Source organism: Bacillus sp. WC2503 (assembly GCF_052682895.1).
In genome coordinates, this window is the sequence record NZ_JBQYMD010000001.1 from 4556944 (window position 1) to 4577001 (window position 20058).

At 32.7% G+C, this 20058-nt stretch carries 17 protein-coding genes and 1 pseudogene; 9 read left to right on the forward strand and 9 right to left on the reverse strand.

The annotated features are described in order from the left end of the window. Positions 1-46: 46 nt before the first annotated feature. The 5 genes from ACUN26_RS23515 to ACUN26_RS23535 all read right to left on the reverse strand — a co-directional run bounded on the left by ACUN26_RS23515 (position 47) and on the right by ACUN26_RS23535 (position 5608). Positions 47-763 (reverse strand): LytR/AlgR family response regulator transcription factor, encoded by a 717-nt coding sequence (locus ACUN26_RS23515; RefSeq protein ID WP_000698261.1) that lies wholly within the window; start codon positions 761-763, stop codon positions 47-49. Between the two features lie 141 nt (positions 764-904). After that, positions 905-2104: an MFS transporter gene (locus ACUN26_RS23520; protein ID WP_000521088.1), complete on the reverse strand. Its 1200-nt coding sequence runs from the start codon at positions 2102-2104 to the stop codon at positions 905-907. Positions 2105-2255: 151 nt separating this feature from the next. Further along, positions 2256-2996, reverse strand: a complete 741-nt coding sequence (locus ACUN26_RS23525; RefSeq protein ID WP_000290755.1) for a WecB/TagA/CpsF family glycosyltransferase — start codon at positions 2994-2996, stop codon at positions 2256-2258. Positions 2997-3011: 15 nt separating this feature from the next. Further along, the gene (locus tag ACUN26_RS23530; protein ID WP_000865929.1) at positions 3012-4112 is read right to left on the reverse strand and encodes a glycosyltransferase family 4 protein; all 1101 of its coding nucleotides are present in this window, start codon (positions 4110-4112) and stop codon (positions 3012-3014) included. A gap of 77 nt (positions 4113-4189) precedes the next feature. Further along, complete coding sequence (locus ACUN26_RS23535) at positions 4190-5608, reverse strand: O-antigen ligase family protein (protein ID WP_000943143.1); 1419 nt, start codon at positions 5606-5608, stop codon at positions 4190-4192. A 271-nt stretch (positions 5609-5879) separates the two neighbouring features. Here ACUN26_RS23535 and ACUN26_RS23540 point away from each other — a divergent pair, with 271 nt between their 5' ends. The 3 genes and pseudogenes from ACUN26_RS23540 (at position 5880) to ACUN26_RS23550 (ending at position 7943) form a co-directional block, all read left to right on the forward strand. Further along, complete coding sequence (locus ACUN26_RS23540) at positions 5880-6512, forward strand: trimeric intracellular cation channel family protein (protein ID WP_000924369.1); 633 nt, start codon at positions 5880-5882, stop codon at positions 6510-6512. Between the two features lie 249 nt (positions 6513-6761). Continuing rightward, a pseudogene (locus ACUN26_RS23545) lies at positions 6762-7139 on the forward strand (protoglobin family protein); the annotation flags it as partial. After that, positions 7137-7943, forward strand: coding sequence for a methyl-accepting chemotaxis protein (locus ACUN26_RS23550; protein ID WP_370512683.1), 807 nt, complete (start codon positions 7137-7139; stop codon positions 7941-7943). The pseudogene ACUN26_RS23545 and the gene ACUN26_RS23550, both read left to right, overlap by 3 nt. Before the next feature lie 67 nt (positions 7944-8010). On the opposite strand, the gene ACUN26_RS23555 is transcribed toward ACUN26_RS23550, so the two are convergent. Further along, positions 8011-9324, reverse strand: a complete 1314-nt coding sequence (locus tag ACUN26_RS23555; RefSeq protein ID WP_001015657.1) for an ArnT family glycosyltransferase — start codon at positions 9322-9324, stop codon at positions 8011-8013. A 321-nt stretch (positions 9325-9645) separates the two neighbouring features. On the opposite strand from ACUN26_RS23555, the gene ACUN26_RS23560 reads away from it, so the two are divergent. From ACUN26_RS23560 to ACUN26_RS23570, 3 genes are all read left to right on the forward strand, one after another. Further along, on the forward strand, positions 9646-10158 hold the full coding sequence (locus ACUN26_RS23560) for an acyl-CoA thioesterase (protein WP_000412115.1): 513 nt from the start codon (positions 9646-9648) through the stop codon (positions 10156-10158). A 451-nt stretch (positions 10159-10609) separates the two neighbouring features. Further along, a complete protein-coding gene (locus ACUN26_RS23565; RefSeq protein ID WP_002040054.1) occupies positions 10610-12064 on the forward strand; it encodes an oligosaccharide flippase family protein in 1455 nt (484 codons plus the stop codon). A gap of 27 nt (positions 12065-12091) precedes the next feature. After that, a complete protein-coding gene (locus tag ACUN26_RS23570; protein ID WP_000672689.1) occupies positions 12092-12913 on the forward strand; it encodes a glycosyltransferase family 2 protein in 822 nt (273 codons plus the stop codon). A 47-nt stretch (positions 12914-12960) separates the two neighbouring features. On the opposite strand, the gene ACUN26_RS23575 is transcribed toward ACUN26_RS23570, so the two are convergent. Further along, positions 12961-13896, reverse strand: coding sequence for an SDR family NAD(P)-dependent oxidoreductase (locus ACUN26_RS23575; RefSeq protein WP_002046064.1), 936 nt, complete (start codon positions 13894-13896; stop codon positions 12961-12963). A 56-nt stretch (positions 13897-13952) separates the two neighbouring features. After that, positions 13953-14525 carry a TetR/AcrR family transcriptional regulator gene (locus ACUN26_RS23580; protein WP_000075002.1) on the reverse strand — a complete coding sequence of 191 codons (573 nt, stop codon included), beginning with the start codon at positions 14523-14525 and terminating at the stop codon, positions 13953-13955. Positions 14526-14694: 169 nt separating this feature from the next. Between ACUN26_RS23580 and ACUN26_RS23585 the strand changes: the two genes are divergently transcribed. After that, on the forward strand, positions 14695-16248 hold the full coding sequence (locus tag ACUN26_RS23585; RefSeq protein WP_000055386.1) for an ABC-F family ATP-binding cassette domain-containing protein: 1554 nt from the start codon (positions 14695-14697) through the stop codon (positions 16246-16248). 94 nt (positions 16249-16342) lie between these two features. After that, a complete protein-coding gene (locus ACUN26_RS23590) occupies positions 16343-17800 on the forward strand; it encodes a glycosyltransferase family 39 protein (RefSeq protein WP_001191900.1) in 1458 nt (485 codons plus the stop codon). Positions 17801-17874: 74 nt separating this feature from the next. Here ACUN26_RS23590 and ACUN26_RS23595 read toward each other — a convergent pair whose 3' ends face one another. Further along, on the reverse strand, positions 17875-19335 hold the full coding sequence (locus ACUN26_RS23595; protein ID WP_001048187.1) for a glycosyltransferase family 39 protein: 1461 nt from the start codon (positions 19333-19335) through the stop codon (positions 17875-17877). A gap of 322 nt (positions 19336-19657) precedes the next feature. Here ACUN26_RS23595 and ACUN26_RS23600 point away from each other — a divergent pair, with 322 nt between their 5' ends. Beyond that, positions 19658-20041 (forward strand): GtrA family protein, encoded by a 384-nt coding sequence (locus tag ACUN26_RS23600; protein ID WP_002092954.1) that lies wholly within the window; start codon positions 19658-19660, stop codon positions 20039-20041. The last annotated feature ends 17 nt before the right edge of the window (positions 20042-20058 follow it).

Sequence of the window (20058 nt, forward strand, 5' to 3'; positions counted from 1 at the left end):
CATGAAGGATTTTTAGTTTATCATGTTAAAATACTCTCATTACCTACTATAATTCAATTTTATTTCGAAGGCGCTTTACATAATTACGGCTGACTGGAATCGGTTGCTCATCATACCTGTCTAAATATAAATTATACGTGCCGTTATAATATGGTTTCAGTTCTTGTACATATGACATATTAATTAAATAGCTTTTATGCACACGTAAAAAATCATATACATTTAGTTTATTTTCCAATTCCTGAAGTGTATATGTTGAAATATACTGATTATTTGTTGTATAAATTGAAACCGTCTTATTCTCCTTATTTTTACTCACATATACAATATCTTCTGGGAAAACATATCTAATTCCCTCTTGACCTTCTATCGGTAGTTTTCGCAAATAACTCTTTGCTCTCTCTCCTTGCTCTTTACCCATTCTATATAAAAGAAATTGTAAATCTTCTTCACGAAATGGTCGTAATAAATAATAAAATGCTTGAAAACGAAATGCTGTAATGGATTCTTCTATATCCTCACCCATAAAAATAAATTTCGTATAGCAATTTACTTCTCGTAATAAACTCGCATATTCAAAACCAGTACCATCTATTAATTGCGAACTTAAAAAAACAAAATCTGGTGTATGTTTTTTCATTATTAACAAAGATTCTGTTCCTGTATTCGCTTCAAAACATTCTATATTTCGAATATTCTCAGTAAAGTTCTCAACTAATTTCCTTCGCTCTTCTGCCTCTTCCATGATAAGTAAAATTTTCATTTATCCAACCACCTAATTCCTTTGTCCGTATGTCCTGTTGTATACATTCTCTTTAATAAGAAACAATCCCTTTTTCTTACTATACCATTATTTATCTAAAAAAACAGAAAAAAGGAAACCACCTCGGTCCCCCCTTTCCTTTTACGCTAATTCTCGTTGCTTCGTTTCTTGCCCAAGTATAACTACAGCAAATGCTCCAATTAAAATTGATCCACAGAAGATCGTAAATATTAGCGAAAGTGAAGCTTGTGCAGCAACTAAATAGCCTACTAATAACGGGCCAATAATACCACCAATACGGCCAAATGCGGCCGCCATTCCTGCACCTGTACCACGAATAGCTGTCGGATACTGTTCAGGTGTATAAGCGTATAATGCCCCCCAGGCACCTAAATTAAAGAAGGATAGTAACATGCCTGCCACGATTAAAACTGTTAATGAATCTGCAACTCCAAACAAGTAGGCACTGCACGCTGTACCGATTAAATACGTAACTAAAACAAACTTTCGCCCAAGACGTTCAATAAACCAAGCGGCTGTGAAATACCCTGGAAGTTGAGCTAATGTCATAATAAGTACGTACTGGAAACTTTTTATTAAACTAAATCCTTTTAATACCATTACACTAGGTAACCAAAGGAACATTCCATAATAGGAAAAGACAACACAAAACCATAAAATCCATAACATAATTGTAGCTTTACGATATTCTCCAGACCAAACTGACTTTATATTTTCGATAACAGACGGTCTTTTCTCGACCCTTTCAAATCTCGGAGAATCTGGTAAATTCCATCTTAAATATAAAGCATATAGTGCCGGAACCGCACTCAACACCATCGCAACTTCCCAACCATATTTCGGAATAACGAAATATGAGATAAGAGCTGCAATTAGCCAGCCACCTGCCCAAAAACTTTCTAATAGCACAACTATTTTACCTCGTTCATGTGCTTCAACACTCTCTGATACTAGTGTAGAGGCAACCGGAAGCTCACCGCCAAGCCCCATACCAATTAAAAATCTTAAAACGAGGAACATCGCGAGTGTCGTCGTTAAAGCAGTTAAACCACTACCGATAGAAAATAGTAATAATGTAATAATAAAGACTGATTTTCGGCCTATTTTATCCGATAGTATCCCAAAAAGGAGCGCTCCTACTGCCATACCAATTGAATTAATACTACCTATCCATCCCATTTCTTGCGTACTTAATCCCCAATCTTTTTGGAGTGCCACCATTACAAATGAAAGCATTCCAACATCCATTGCATCAAATAGCCATCCAAGCCCCGCTATGCCAAGTAGCTTTCGCTTCGAAATTTCTTTTACCTTGCCCACAAGAAGTCCTCCTCACACAGGTGTCTTTACACATCATTTTACATGTGTGAATTACATAAGTAAAATACTTTCGTGTAAAAAATTCTCCTTCATCATTCCCAAAATTTAAAATATTTATCAAAAATCAACAAAAAAAAGTAGCGAGATTTCGCTACTTTTTTGAACGCATTACTTCTTTTAAAAATTCCGCTAATACTAACTGACGACGCCAGCGTGTTGGATTACTACATAACCTGTAAAACCACTCTAAATGAATCGCTTGAATCCACTTTGGTGCGCGTTTTACCTCTCCCGCCCATACGTCTAAACTTCCACCTACTCCAACAGCCATTTTCGTTTCTAAACGATGCTTATTGTTTTGGATAAAGTTCTCTTGTCTTGGGAAACCAAGTGCAACAAGTAGTAGATCTGGTTTTGCTTCTTGAATACGAGAAACGATATTCTCTTCTTCTTCTTGCTTAAAATACCCATCTTGCGTACCAACAATAGATACAGCTGAATATGTCTTCTTTAAATGATCCGCTGCAGCTTGTACAACATGTGGTTTTGCTCCTAATAAGAAAACGGATACTGGTTTATTCTCTTCTGATAACTTCGCAAACAAATTACACATTAAATCAAAACCTGCTACACGCTCTTTTACAGGTGTACCAAGCATACCACTTGCTTTTACAACCCCAATACCATCAGGTGTAATTAAATCTGTATTTAATAATGTTTTATGGAACTTTTCATCCTTTTTTGCACACATAACAATTTCAGGATTTGCTGTTACTACCTGAAAGGTATCATTTTGCTCCGATTCTAGTTGTTCCTTTAAATATTGGACTGTTTCATCCATTGTCATTGTAGAGAAAGGAACGCCTAGAATATCAACTGTTTGTACTGCCATAATTAAATATCCTCTCTATTTCAATAAAAGTTTTTTATATGCACTACGAGTATCTTCATACAAATTCTTTAGCGAGAAATGAGTAGATGCGTAATCATATAAACGATTTCCCATCTCTTCTAATTCCCCATTCAACCACTTTTCATAAGCATTTTCTAATGATTTTGCTAACGAATCTGCATCACCAATCGGTACAATCCATCCATATGTATCATCAACTATTAGCTTTCTCATATCCCCCACATTTGTTGCAATAGATGTTAAGCGTTGATTAGCTGCTTCTAATAAAACAAGAGGGAAACTTTCACTATAAGAAGTTAACAAATTAATGTGTGCAGATGCATATAATTCTTTTGAATCTGTACGAAAACCTAGAAAAACCACCTTATCCTCTAAGTTTTTTTGTTTCACCATCGCTTTTAATTCTGCTTCTATAGGTCCATCACCAAGCAAAAGTATCTTTATATTTTGGATTTTAATTTTTTGTAACGCTTCAAATAAAATACTATGTCCTTTAACAGGATGAAGACGAGCTACTTGGATCGCTGTAAATACTCCTTCATCGATACCAAATTCACTCTTATCATAAGCCTTTGCTGGAATATTATCATACTCAATTCCATTATAAATTGTACAAATTTTCTCTTCTGATACCCCAAGCTTTATTATATTTTCCTTAAAGTTTTCCGTAATTGCAAAAAACAAATCTACCTTCTTGAAAGAACGTAAATTTAATTTCGTAAATACCCATCCTTTTAATCCCCCCTTCATAAAATCTAAGGTTGGATCACTATGAACGGTCATTATCCATTTCGCTTTTATACCTTTTTTCAAGAGGGAGAGGTAGAAATTCGCTCGTGCGCCATGTGTATGCACAATGTCAAATTGATTTTCATTAATAAATGATTTTATTTTTGAAAGAATTGATAGGTCGTACCGAGATGACTGAGTAAAAACATGTACTTGAATACCAAGGTTCCTCGCTTCTCTAGCAATCGCCCCTTCTTCAAATACCATTAATTCCACTTCTTTCTGTGGAAACTGAGATAAGAGTGAAATAATATGTGTTTTCCCCCCACCTTCTTCTGCACCAGCATTAATATGCAACACTTTCATTTCTTACATCCTCCATTTTTATTTTTATTTACTATAACAAAAATAAAAGCTAACATATGCTAGCTTTTATTTTTCTATCATTCAATTTCCAAGTCAACTATTAAATATGCCATGAGTAATACTAAGTAAAAACTTACTCCAGGTGCCATTAAAATATGTCCAGCGATAAATGAGATACCTAACCCTAACAGGATTGCTGCAATTACCATTGCGTACCTCACTGTAAATATTTGTTTAAACTTAGTAAATACACATGCGATGAATTTAATACCAAAGTATACGAACGGAACTACCAGTAAAATAAATCCTATAATTCCGAATGAATAGAACCAATCATGAAAATCACGTTCAATTAATTTCGGATCTGCTTTATAGTTACCAGCATACCCCATACCTAATAATTTTTGAGACATTGGGGCTTCCTTATAAAAATCTTTATACATTTGCTCGAATATTTGACGCCCACTAAAAATAATAGCTTGAGTTTCTTCCTTTTTCTCAGCTACTTTTTCTTTCTCTTTTTCTTTCTCTCTTTCTTTTTCTTGTTCCTTTTCTTTCTCTGTCACTGGAGGTTTATGCTCTTTCGCTTCCTCTTTCTTTCTCTCTTCATTTTTCGCACTCTGTTGCTGTTCAATAAATTGGAAATGGAATCCCATATTTTTCATGAATGGCGAAAAAGGTGTATATGCCATTATGCCTACAAAAACAGTCATTGCAATAAAACCATTTAATAAATAGACATTTTTCTTTCCATCTTTACGCTGTGTAAATGCCTGGATAAAGCACATAACAACTGCAATAGCCATTGCCACAAAGATGGCTCCTACACCAACTTTCGTTCCAATTGCAAATAGTGAATAGACAACTAAAACTGAAGGAATCCAATAATATACTTTACCTATACTTTTTGTTTTTTCAATTGAATACAAAATAACAATTGGGCACATGATGGCTAAAATAGATCCTAGCTCGTTACCTGCATAAAACCAACCACGAGACCCTAATTTCAACCACGTATAACTATTGTAATCTGTTCCCGTTGCAATCGAAACTACCATTACTATTCCTATGATTAACGATGCATACGTAATATATTCAAGCATTTTTGAATGTCTTTTTTCTTTTAAAGATTTAAAAACAAACACATAACAAGTAAGCATAACAAACGGATATAAAGCTTTTGCTATAAACTTAACTTCTTCTGTAAACACCATAGGGTTCTTTGTAAATTTATTATTTATTAACCCAATAGTGAAAACAATTCCAACTAGAATTATATACGATATATATTTTATACTCTCTCTCTTCTTTGTTTGAATTAAAATATATATTCCACCTAGAAGCATAACGAATAAACGTGTAATAACTCCAATAGTCGTATCAATTTTTAAAACCATTATACAAAATGCTGTAAGCAAATCTAAAATGGGTTGCAACAAAATAAAGATTAATAGAAAATTTTCAAATTTATTACTTGTACTATTTTCCCTTAACATCTAGAACCTCCATAACTTATACCTAAATTCACTCTATACAATTATTATTATTTTTCTCATCTCAAATATGTATTATAACATATATTTTTTAATTAAACGTCTCACATTTCTATCCAACCTTACCTCATAAAAAAAGTAAATTTGCATTTTCAAACGCTTTCCTTCCTTATTTTTTCTTTTTTTCTACATGTAACGAAAATGCATTGTTATTTACATAACTTTAGTGTATATTTTTTCTCTGGAACATCTTTAGGAGGAAGGGATTACAGCCATGTTATTAATCGACATATTTACGTTTCTTGGCATTATCGCCGCTGCTATTTCTGGTACATTAGTTGGTTTAAAAAAAGATTTAGATTTATTCGGTGTCCTTTGTTTAGCTGTAGCTACTGCGCTCGGCGGCGGTATTATTCGTGATATTATGATCGGTAACCTGCCTCCTGTCGCATTTGTAAAACCTATTTACTTTTTCGTAAGCGTATTATCAGCACTATTTACTTGTATGTTTTTTGAGCGTATCAATAAACTTCAAGTCGTTATTATGCTTTCTGATGCTGTTGGCTTAGGTGTTTTTACAGCCATTGGTGCAAATGCGGCAATGTCACATCATGTTGATGCCTCATTTTTAGTTGTTTCAATGGGAGTCATTACGGGGATTGGAGGCGGTATTTTGCGTGATATATGCGCCCAAGATATCCCTTACGTATTCCGAAAAGAAATTTACGCAATCGCTTCTATATTAGGAGCAATTAGCTTCTTAATCACACATGCAATGGGGGCGCACGTATTAGCTTTCTATGTTTGTTTATTAGTAACATTCATTATTCGTGTCGTCACTGTAATATATAATGTACATTTCCCTGTTTTCTTTAAAACACATGCTAAAATTAATAAAGGTCATTAAGAGAATTCTACATAGAATTCTCTTAATTTATATACTATTCTATACACAGATATAGAGTAATTGAATATAAAAATATATAATTATATTAGAAACAAAAATGAAAACGCTTCACAAACAGGGGGAAGAACGATGCTTGGGGTTTTTAAAAAACATACTCATAAAACAAACACCAGTATAATTGAATTAAGTAAGGAACAACAAATAACCTTTAACGTACCTGCTAATTCCGAATTAAGGATTCAAATGGATATGCTACATATTTCAAAGGAAGATTTACAAATTGTAAAAGTACTACAGCCCTTTATTTATGAGGAAATAGATTGGATTACAGAAAAATTCTATGCCAATATTACAAAACAACCTAATTTAATTACTATTATTGAACGTTACAGCTCTATTCCAAAACTAAAACAAACTTTAAAAACACATATTAAAGAATTATTCAGTGGAGATATGCACGAAGATTTTATTGAACAACGTGTCAGAATTGCCAAAAGACATGTTCAAATTGGCTTACATAGAAAATGGTATACGGCTGCCTATCAAGAATTATTCCGTTCCATCATAAAGATTTTACAAACAAAGATTACAATAATCGATGATTTTTCATATTCTATAAATGTAATAAACAAATTATTCACACTTGAACAAGAGCTTGTTCTTGCAGCTTATGAATCTGAGTATGAACAAATTCAAAAAGAACATGAAAAAGAAAAAGAAATAACGGCTATGACAATTACACATATTGCAAATGAACTAGCAGCTGTATCTGAAAAAACAAGCTCTTCTATTCAAAAGTTAACTGCTAAATCCGAAACTATTGTAGAGATTGCCAAAACCGGTACATCATTAGCAACAACATCAGAAGAAAAAGCTAATAAAGGTAAAGAACAATTAAATCAGCAAAACAAACGAATGGGATACATTCAAACAAATATGGAAACTATCATTACAGATACTCATGAACTTCTCAATATTTCCAACAAAATTAACGAAATCATAGATATCGTTAAATCAATTGCAGAGCAAACAAATTTACTAGCACTAAACGCTGCTATTGAATCTGCACGTGCTGGAGAGTTTGGCAAAGGTTTTTCTGTTGTAGCTGGAGAAATCCGAAAATTATCAGAGCAAACGAAAGAATCTATCTCCAACGTTACAAAACTCGTTGAAAAAACAAATGAACAGATTATTCATGTTTCTTCTTCTGTAAAACAAATTAGTTCTCTCGTATCTGAAGGAACTGATAGTATGTACGCGACAGATCAATACTTCCATGAAATCGTAAAAGATATGTCTAATTCGAAAGAACAGAATAAAAAAATTGAAAATGAATTAGAAGCTATTTCGCAAGTAATGAAGGGCATTCAAGACGATTCTTCAAAAATGGCTCTAACAGCTGATAGTCTACAACTAGAACTAAACCGATAAGGCGAAACTTATATTAATAACGATTTTTCATCATCTAACAATAAAAAGAATCCATTTTGGATTCTTTTTATTTTCTAAAAAATATTTTTTGACAATATATATAACTCATATAGACACCAAAGCTTTGTAAAATAAACAATGCTGGCATAATAATATTATAGTATGCCATATCTACTTGAAAGATTTTTAGCAATACATATCCGCTAATCAACAATAAGAACAACATGTATCCTTCATTCTTTTGTTTCTTAATAAGAAAATGTAATAAAGCTATAGCCATGAATAATGTTATTGCTATATATATCAGCTTTTCACATTTGAATAGGATAGAATTTATCCCCTCATCTGAAAACTGATTCATTACTGGTTTTAGCAGTTTAAATCTTTCACTCTCAATCTCTTTTAACTTTTGATCAATATGTTCTATTACAGTTTGATTTCCCGGTATTTTTTCCTCTTTTTGATTTTTACCGATTAAAACCGATTGAACATACGTCTCATTCGAAATCGTATATTGTGACATTCCCATCGTCTTAATTCCGTAACTCACGCCAAAATGAACACTATAAAATAGAATAAGCATCCCTATCATCTTTAATAGTATTTTTTGTTTCGTTGCGGATTGAAACAATTCAATTAACAACACATATACCGCAATAAAAATAGGAAGAAATAACCCCATTGGGAACAGCATATTGCTAAATGCAAATAAAACCGCTGAAAGCACCCACATATAAGGATGATCTAATCCTTTATATAAAAGTATGTAACAAGCAAAATAAAATAAGCATATTGCGAGCGATTCAGGCGCTAATAAGGAACTCATAAATATATTTGGAATATATAAAGCGTAAAATACGGACGCAACGCGACCACATTCTTCCCCAAAAACCATAGCGGCAATACGATAAATTAAAAACGCAGTTCCTGTACAGAACAAAATATTAAATAACTGTAAAACAAATGCCGTATCACCAAATATACGAATAACTATCGATTCATAAATGATAAAGGGTAACTGTGTTATATTCTCTATATTATTGCCAATTGCAATCTGCTTTGCAGACTCATACATCGCTTTCATATCACCGATAATCGGAACATCTACAATTAACACCATACTAACTCTCACAACTATAGATACGCTCATAAGAAAAATAAAAAATTGTTTATCTGTAAAACGATATTGTAAAATTGATGCCACTAACAATATGAGGATGACGAAAATTGCCAATACGATTGTTACACTCGTTGTACTTCCTCCAAAAAATTGCTTACTTGTTTCAAACGCTGACCAACAACTATAAACAAAAAATGCGAGCATCGCACCAATCATTATTTTACTGAAAAAAGACGAAAAATTTGTTTGTATATGATTCATATGTCCATTGCACCTCTATCTCCATTCATAACAAAACGATTCTATCATGAATAGGTACACGGCTGATAGGGAATTTCTATGACAAATATATAGTCATTACTTTTTCACTTGCAATGTAAGCGAATCCTCTTTTACACTACACTTTAGACAAAATAAATTTTCTTTCAGTTACATGAATATACTTTCAAAAGTATTATTACTCCTCTACTCATACATTTTACTTGTTTAAATACCCGGTAAAATCAAATAGGAACTAACCTTCCTTTTATGTCATAAAGAACATGTCACTCTGATTGAAAATGTACACTAGGGGCTGAATATATGGAAAAGAAATTTATGAGAGAATCAAAAGCAATTAAAACAACACGTGTTTTTCCAAATGATTTAAACAACCATCAAACATTATTTGGTGGCAAATTATTGGCTGAAATTGATAGTATTGCTTCTATTGCAGCAGCAAGGCATAGTCGCAAGCATTGTGTGACAGCATCCATTGATTCTGTTGATTTTTTAACACCTATTCATCAAGCTGACTCTGTTTGTTATGAGGCATTTGTTTGCTATACTGGTAAATCATCTATGGAAGTCTTCGTAAAAATAATTGCAGAAAATTTATTAGAGGGAGAACGCCGTATCGCCGCTACTTGCTTTATTACATTCGTAGCATTACAAGATGGCAAACCTTCTTCTGTACCTCAAGTATTACCAGAAACTGAGGAAGAACATTGGTTGCATAAAACTGGTTCCGAACGTGCTGAGACCCGAAAAAAAGGACGTTTAAAAAGCAAAGAAATGGCTGAGGTATTAACTTTAAATAAGCCTTGGAGTGTATAAAATTTCAATATCGAAAATACCTTCTGAGCGGATAACTAACTTGTATTCGCTCATTTCTTTATAAACAGTTCAAGTCTCTCATACAATCTCTACGTCTTTTCACAAATACTATGTAATATTTTTATACATATCTTGGCTAGGCTATTTCAATATTAACTTTTTCTAGTGTATAAAGTTCTATTTATAACTCGCTTCTAATCGAGGAATAGTTGCTTTACAAAGTTTATGTAAGGTACACTTATACGGGCGGTCAGCAAACTAATTTAAAAATTTGCAAGTTGTGTAGAAAACGCCTTGTTTTTTACTATATCAAAATACAATAAAGAACGATCATTATTCTTTACCAACTAAAAACAATTTCATTTTAGTTGAAGTAATTATCCCTACTTAAAAACTTTAATATAAAACGCATTTTAATTAAATTGTATTACTTTAATGGAAAGGTGAAACTATGCAAAAGTCTATTGTTTCAAATATTTTTTATAAAATACTACTCAATACGTTTAACATTATACTTCCAATCTTAGTTGGTCCATACGCATACCGCATGCTAGGAGCCAATTCGATGGGAACCGTTAACTTTGCTGAAACTATTTTTAATTACTTTTTCATATTCGCGGTTTTTGGTGTATATCAATATGGCTTACGTGAAGTTAGCTTAATTAAAAATGATAAAAAGAAAGTTTCTCAATTATTCACAAGTCTCTATGTAATTAATGTTACAACTAGCCTTTTAGCTTTATGTGCTTTTTTAACCTTTAGTTATATTGGATATGGAAATGAAAGCTTATTTCCTGTTCTTCTTATTTTTGGCTTCAATTTTATTTCCAATCTATTTTATGTGGAATGGTTCAATGAAGCGTATGAAAATTATGACTTCATCACTAAAAAAACAGTTATTGTTCGACTAATTTATGTTGTACTGCTTTTCTGCCTAGTTCATGGAGTGGATGATTATAAAACATTCGCAGGTTTATTAGCACTATCAACATTTTTAAATCATTCTATTAGCTTTGTATATGTGAAACGCCAAGTAAAGTTTGATTTTTCTAACTTAACCATTATCCCGCATTTAAAACCGTTGCTATTAGTCGTCATTTTTTCAAATGCTAATATTTTATATACACAATTAGATCGTCTTGTGTTAGGTGAATACGCCGGAAAAGCAGAGGTCGCTTACTACGTTATGGCTTTTCAAATTATGACCATTATTAATACACTTATGTTAAGCGTTGTACAAGTAACGATTCCACGGCTTTCTTACTTATCAGGAAATGCATCTGAAAGTGAGTATGAATCTTTGTTAAACAAAATTTCAAAGGTGTATTTTATTACCCTATTTCCCGCCGCAATTGGTTTAATGCTCATTGCTCACGGAGCTGTTGTCATTTATGGTGGATCAGAATTTGCTGGGGCTGGTAATACATTAATTGTGTTCGCTTTCTATATGATTACAGTTGGTATTGAATCTATTTTATCGAATCAAATTATTTATGTTAAAAAGAAGGAAGGTATTTTAGTACGCTTTTTATTCATTTGCGGGTTTATTAACCTAGCATCCAATATTGCACTAATATTCTTCCATGTGCTTACACCAGCGACAGCAATTTTCACAACTACAATTGCTAACAGTTTATTAATTGTACTTGAATATATTTATGTTAAAAAGAAATTAAAAGTGAATTATACATTATTTGATATGCAAAAACTTAAATATCTATTTTATTCACTAACATTTGTACCAATAGCATTCGTTATTCGTATGTTCGTATCTGGGCAAATACTACAAGTTCTCCTAGTCATGGTAGCATGCGGATTAACATATGCTCTTATCCTTTTCTTAACAAAGGATGAAATTCTCTTTACTCTAATAGAAAAAATACAAGCACGATTTAAAAAAGCTTAAACGTAATTCTTAAAGGAGCTGTTAAAATTGAAATTCTCTTTAATCATGGCTACTTGTGGCAGACGTGATGATATTCTTGACTTACTAAAATCACTTGAAAAACAAACTTACCAAAACTTTGAACTCATCGTAGTAGATCAAAATGATACTCCAATCTCGGATCTCTTTGATGAATATAAAGAAAAATTTTCTATTAACTACATTTATACACCTATTAAAGGGTTATCTAGAGCTCGAAATACTGGATTAAAAGTAGCGGATGGCGATATCATCGCTTTTCCAGATGACGATTGTATTTATGAAACAAATGTTTTAGAAAGTATATTAGAAACTTTCAACTCTAATAACGATGTTCAGTTTATATCAACAAACACTACTAATGTTGAAGGAACTGGTTCTTTAATACTTGCACCTAATACAGACATTATTCTTAATAACAAATATGGATTTTTAGGTCCCTCTTTTACACTATTCTTTACAAAACAATTTGTACAAGATGTAGGTACATTCGACGAGGATTTAGGTGTTGGCTCTGGAACGATTTATGGAGCTGGTGAAGAAACCGACTTTGTTCTACGCGGTATGAAAAAAGACCACACTGGTTTATTTAGAAAAGATCTGTTCGTATACCATCCTGTAAAAGAAGAAGTTATAAATGAACAATCATTAAAACGTGCCATTTCTTATGCTGGCGGTTTTGGCAGAGTGATTCGCTTACATTATGGATTCCCTTATTTCTTACGTGCTGTTGCTGCTGCCACATTCCGTATGACACAAAATATTTCTAATGATAAACGTAAATTCCATGCAAATCGTTTACGCGGGATTATTCGTGGATATTTAAAATAAACTCATATGAAAAAGGTGTAACCATTTCTATGAAATGGTTACACCTTTTATTTCTTTTGCATAGATAAGATTGTTTCCTCTAATCCTTCGCGATAAGATGTTTTAGGTACTTTCCCAATGAGCATTTCATATTTTTCTCCACTTAATACAACCGGTTTTTCTGTCAAATAGAGCATTTCTACATATTCTTTCATCTGCTTATCAAATAAACCCATTAACTTTATTATTCCTCTTTTTACGGTCATAACTTGTTTTGTATATCCCGTCAATTCACGTATATATTGCATCATCTCTTCTCCGGTAATGACACCGCAACCTGGTATGTTCCACTGTTGTCCATAAGCCTCCTCACATAACGCTAATTCAACCATCGCTTTTGCACCATCTGGCGTAAAAATATACTCGCGTGCAATTCTCTTATCTCCAACAAAGCTAGACACTTTATTTGCAAGTACGCCATGTAAAGTATGATGAACAAGTGTGCTTTCCGCATTTGGACCGTAAAAATCAGGAAAATGAGCAATAAACATTTTGACGCTACTCTGCTTTGCCATCGCTTCAAGTTGTAATCGTATTTTCCCCTTCTTCGTATGAGGATTCTTTTCAGCATCTTCTTTAACCAGCCTTTGATTTTGCCTTCCATATGCATAAATATTATCAACGATCCCTAACTTACTATCACTCTCTTTTGCTACTTCCAATATGTTTCTTAATAGTTTATGTTGCTTCTTTTCCCAATCTGAATATGGGATATTTACAGCATGGAATATAACATCTACACCTTTCGCAGCATCTATTATATCCTCTTTTACAAATACATCTCCTGCTACTGTTTGTATATGTTCCTCTCCTTGAAATAAATTCTCCAACTTCTCCTTATTTCTTGCAAAGGCAACTACATCAATCCCTCTATTACATAACTCCTTTGTAATCGCATAACCCATTGCTCCTGATGCTCCCAGTACTAACGCTTTTCTCATCATAAGTTCCCCCTCCAATTAATTAACCACTGTTCAATTAATAACAAAAAGAAAATCACCTACATTAGAAGCGATTTTGAAATAAACTCTACATGCACTTGAGCAAGCCCCTTTAATTCTTCAAATGTTTGCCCACTTCCGCAATAATGTGCGACAAACCCATGTAATGATAAAAAGACAGACCATATCGTCATTGTATCTATTTTTTTATTACATAAAGAAAAAACAACCTTTGCAAATTTTTCATAACTAACATTTGGGCCGTCTGCCAAACATTCCTTTAACTCATCGTTTTTAATTAAAAACATCATTTCATAATGACTTTGATTTTTCAAACCAAACTCTATAAAACCAAATAAAACTGCTTTTAACTGCTCTTCTCGAGATAAGTTTCTTTTACTAATTTCATCTAACTTTTCATTTAACAATTGAAAGTCTTGTTCTACCATCGCATAAAAAAGTTCAGCTTTATTTTTAAAATGGTAATAAATTGAACCATGGCTATACCCTAGTTCCGTCGCAATTTTACGCATTGAAGTGTGCTGATATCCTTGTTGTACAAATAAATTTCTTGCTACGTTCATAATCATTTCTCTTGTTAACTCTTGTTTGACTGCTCTTCTTGGCGACATTTTTTATACCTCACGATTTAATTAACCACTGTTCAATTATATTATATATTTTTTCCAAAATAATGCAACTCCTTATTTGAAAAAATATACATTTTTGAAATGATAGCATTATATCGAAGAATTTAGTATCATGATTCAAGACACTATTTAGAATTGAACGGAGGACATTATGAGCTTATTAACTGTTGAAAAATTAGGCCATACATTTGGTGATCGTACATTATTTAAAGATGTATCCATGCGCTTACTCGCAGGAGAACACGTTGGATTAGTTGGAGCAAACGGTGTTGGTAAATCAACATTTATGAATATAATTACTGGTCAACTTATCCATGATGAAGGCCGAGTTGAATGGACACCTGGTACAAATTATGGTTACTTAGACCAACATACAATTTTAACACCTGGCCGCACAATTCGTGACATATTAGCAGATGCGTTTTTACCTTTATTTGAACAAGAAAAAGCTTTAAATGAAGTTACAGAAAAAATGGGAACTGCTACACCTGAAGAATTAGAAGAGCTTCTTGAGCAAATGGCAGAAATACAAGATGCTCTTGAAGCAGGGGGTTTCTATTTATTAGATATGAAAATTGAGGAAGCAGCGCGTGGTCTTGGAATTGACGCAATTGGTTTAGATCGTGATGTTGCCGCATTAAGTGGTGGGCAACGTACAAAAGTGTTACTTGCAAAATTACTACTTGAACAACCAGAAGTATTACTATTAGATGAACCTACCAACTATCTAGACGTTGAACATATTCATTGGTTAACAAATTATTTAAAAGAATATCCACATGCATTCCTATTAATTTCCCATGATACGGAATTTATGAATAAATGTGTCGATATTATTTTCCATCTAGAGTTTACAAAAATGACGCGTTATACAGCGACATATGAAAAATTCCTAGAACTTGCTGAAATTAATAAAAACCAACATATTAATGCTTACGAAAAACAAAAAGAATTTATTAAAAAACAAGAAGATTTTATTGCGAAAAATAAGGCTCGCTACTCAACGACAGGTCGTGCAAAGAGTCGTCAAAAACAACTCGATCGTATGGAACGTATTGATCGTCCTGAAACAGCAATTAAACCTGAATTCTCATTTAAAGAGAGTCGCGCAAGTAGCCGATTCGTCTTTGAAGGAGAAAATGTAGAGATTGGATATACACATCCGTTATTACCAAAATTAACGATGACAATCGAACGTGGTGAAAAAATTGCAATCGTTGGATGTAATGGGGTCGGTAAGTCAACACTATTAAAGACAATTTTAGGTAAGATCAAACCATTAAGCGGAAAAACAAGTCTTGGTGACTTCTTAAATCCATCATACTTCGAACAAGAAGTAAAAGCTGATAATATAACACCAATTGATGATGTTTGGAATACATTCCCTAGCATGGACCAACACCAAGTACGTGCAATGCTAGCAAAATGCGGTTTGAAAAATGAACATATTTCTCGTCCACTGAACCAATTAAGCGGTGGTGAACAAGCAAAGGTTCGTTTATGTAAGCTAATGGGAGAAGACAGCAACTGGTTACTATTTGACGAGCCGACGAACCACCTTGATGTTACAGCAAAAGAGGAACTAAAAAAGGCGATGAAAGCATATAAAGGAACAATTCTTCTTGTATGCCACGAACCCGATTTTTATGAAGATTGGATAACAAAAACTTGGGATGTAGAAAAATGGGCCCAAGAAAATTCTTAATCACCTGAAATCATCCCTTTACACCACCACTTAGTGTGTAAAGGGATTTTTCCTTGAAATAGCCATAAAATTCAATAAGGAGTTTTTAATTATAATGCAAAGTTCATTTTTTCTAAAACTCAATACATTTTTTGTGAAATCATTGTTAGTGCTATGTCTCATTATTTCTGGAGCTATTACATGGCACTCAGTATATGTAGTTAGAGAACAGGCCAACACTCGTTTACTTATTATAATCCCAAGTATTATTCTAATAGGGATTTTATTTTTACTAATTGGCTATATTTCCAATAAATATATGTCAAAATTAATGTTCGCCATTTCACTTATCATTTTAGCTTTCTCTATTCGATTAATCTGGATTCTTAATATCCAAACTCCTGTCGAATCAGATTTTGGTATGATGTACAATGGTGCTTTGCAAGCGACTAAAGGAGATTTTAGTTTTGCTCAAAGCATATATTATACTTCGTGGGTTTATCAACTTGGATTTACAATGTACGAAGCTTTTATTGTTAATTTATTTGGTGAAGGAACCTTCCTTCTAAAGCTCTTAAATGTATTCTATTGCACTGGAACAACATTTCTCGTTTATAAAATAACTTCTCACATATTTAATGAGTGGTCCGGACGCGTGGCTGGATTACTATATGCAGTATATATCCCAAGTATTGTGCTGAGCTCAGTCCTAACAAATCAACATCTTGCCACGTTCCTATTTTACCTTGGATTTTATTTATTAATTACAAAAGGATTAAGCCATAAATATATGTGGATTTTTATAGGAGTTTCACTTTCCTTAGGGGACATCATGCGTCCGCTTGGTGGTATAATCTTGATTGCAGTAACTATTTATGTCTTTTTACACGGTATGTTAGGGAAATCAAAGCAAGATATTTTCACTTCTATAAAAAAACTTTGTGGAATTTTCGTTGTATTTTACCTTGTTCATTACATTATAAGTTATTCGTTTATATCTGCGGGAATTACACAATATCCACTATCTAACCGTGATCCTCTCTGGAAGTTTACAGTAGGATTTAATCACGAAACAAAAGGTGGCTATTCTGCAGCAGATGCGGAATATATTATGTCCCTTGAGATTGGCGAAGAACGAAAAGCTGCTGAAAAGAAACTGATTCAAGAACGATTAGCTGATCCACAAAAGGTTTTATCGTTATTTGGTGATAAGTTCATACTCATGTGGGCAGAGTACGACTCCGCCCCAGTATGGAGTCTACTAACACTTGGGAACACAGATAATGATATGATTACTTTAAAAGACGACCTTACGAAATATGAAAAGTATATATATACTACATCTATGCTATTCAGTACATTAGCACTTCTTTATCTCATATTGACTAAGCAAAACAACACGCATTACACACTATTTTTATTATTAATAATTGGTTACGTAACTGTTCATTTCTTAATCGAATACCAAACAAGATATCGATACTTCATCATGCCTAGCTTTACAATCATTCAAAGCTATGGGCTATATTTATGCTATCGATTTATATCAAATAGAAAAACCTCAAAAGTATAAAATACAGTAAGGTTTTAATCATCAAAACAAATTAAAACCGAATAAAAAGGCATGAGCCCGGTACAATACCGAACTCATGCCTTTTCATTTATATCTATATTCTCTTTTTTATTGAAAGCATGATTTATACCAAAAGCAGCCAAGATTACCATTGATATTGTAGCTGAATAATGATATCTTGATGCCACTTCTACTAACAACTGTGCCATTGTTAGCCCTATTGCAAATAAGCAAATAATAAATAGAGAAGATTTATTTTTATTTTTTATAGCCACTAATACACCTAGTATTGAGGTAGCAATTAAGAAGTAATAAAACATATTCGATGCTACAGTGTATCGTACTATATTATCTAATACAGGCCCAGCATAGTCCACTGCTGAACTATCATCACCTAAAAACGAAAAGAATTTATCGGAGAATAGTTTCACAAAGTCGATATTACCACTTTGCACCCTTTCTTTTGCTTCTTCTAGCATTTTCTGTTGAGCATCATCAGCAGTCCATCCTGGTTTATCACTATAATAAAACAATAGTTCAGCATCTGGCTTATTCCATTTCCCCGAACTTTCCTCATTAAATCCTACATAAATATTATAACCCGGGGTTGATGCTATTTCTTCACCTAAACGTAATGTTATATACTGATTTATCGCCGAGGAAAAAATAAGGTATCCGACAACGATAACCCCTACATATGTTATCTTATTTAACCATATTTTTTTATTCCCAATTTGCTTTATATCTATAATAAAGAACCATATCACTAGAGCTATAATTGGAACTGCTGCAATTGGTCGTACCATATTCATAAATGCAAGTAACGCTGCTATTAAAATGGAATAAACAAGTAATCTTTTTATATTTATATTGGCGATTTTCTCATGAACGATTATCATAATCATCCAAATCAACAACAGTACTGTACAATAGAGCGGCTCTGACAATGCAAACATATTATACATGGTTTGCGAAGGTAACGCGATCCATAAAACACTTGCTGTTATTGCAGTTTTTACCCCACCAATTTTTCTAGATATAGCATATATTAATCCCATTGATATTGTAGTTAGGATAACATTCAAAATAGGTGGTATCATATAACTAGAGCCAAATATCTTCAAGAAAATACTTAAGACTGACGCATAACCAAAAATATGTGGAAATAATGCTATGTATCTCTTATTAATAACGAAGCTTTCACTTAATTCTTCTGCAGTATAATAAAACGTAGCATAATCAACTAACGGCTGAATTTGATAGCTGAGCACCCATGTTAATTTAACTGCTAAACAAACGATTACTAAAACGAAAAAGCATTTTTTTTCATTTAATTTTTCTAGATACAGCGAGCCTTTTCTAAGGATAAAACTTCCTACTATAGATAATAATAAAACACCCGTTAATAATATTACGTAATTATATTTTTGTGTATCTGAAAAATAATTAATAAATAATACCGAAGCAAAAAATCCGTATATGATATATACCGCTCGTGTAGAGAAAGTAGACATTCCTTTTAAAAATAAGTTCAATACAATTTACTCCTTTATACATTACTATAAGAATAGTGGTATCTCCTTTACAAAAACGTAATGAATATGTAGGGCCCTTCAGTTCCACCCAAAAACCTAAAATACCCATTTTTTTTTGCTCACACTATACCTCTTCTAATTGTCGATCCGTAAATCAATCATACCATATATATAACTAGACTTTACATATATCGCTCGTTCTTTTCATATTTTCCCTAATTAAAACAAATAACGTTTCAGCATAAAATATGTTATAATATGTATTTGTTATGTATGAATAATCTTTCTACATTTTCTATTTTATAAAAATGAGGATACTATGATGGAAAAACTCTTAAAGTTTGGTTTAGTAGGAATCTTTAATACACTCATTACAATTATTAGTTTTGGGATATTGGTAAAGCTCGGGATGAACTATCTTGTTGCGAATACCATTGCCTATTTAATTGGTGTTGCCAATAGCTATTATTGGAATAAAAATTGGGTGTTTAAACCTAATAATAAAAGCATGTCAATGTTCTTTAAGTTTCTAACTGTAAATTTAATTGTATTGGCTTTTAATACATTATGTTTGTTTATATTAGTAGATAAACTTACCTTTAATGCATTTATTGCACAAATCTTCGCAATTGGTGTTGGAATGGTTATAAATTTTATCCTTAATAAAATTTGGACATTCAACCAAACTGAACAGGCTACCAATTAAACTTAAGCAACTTATTA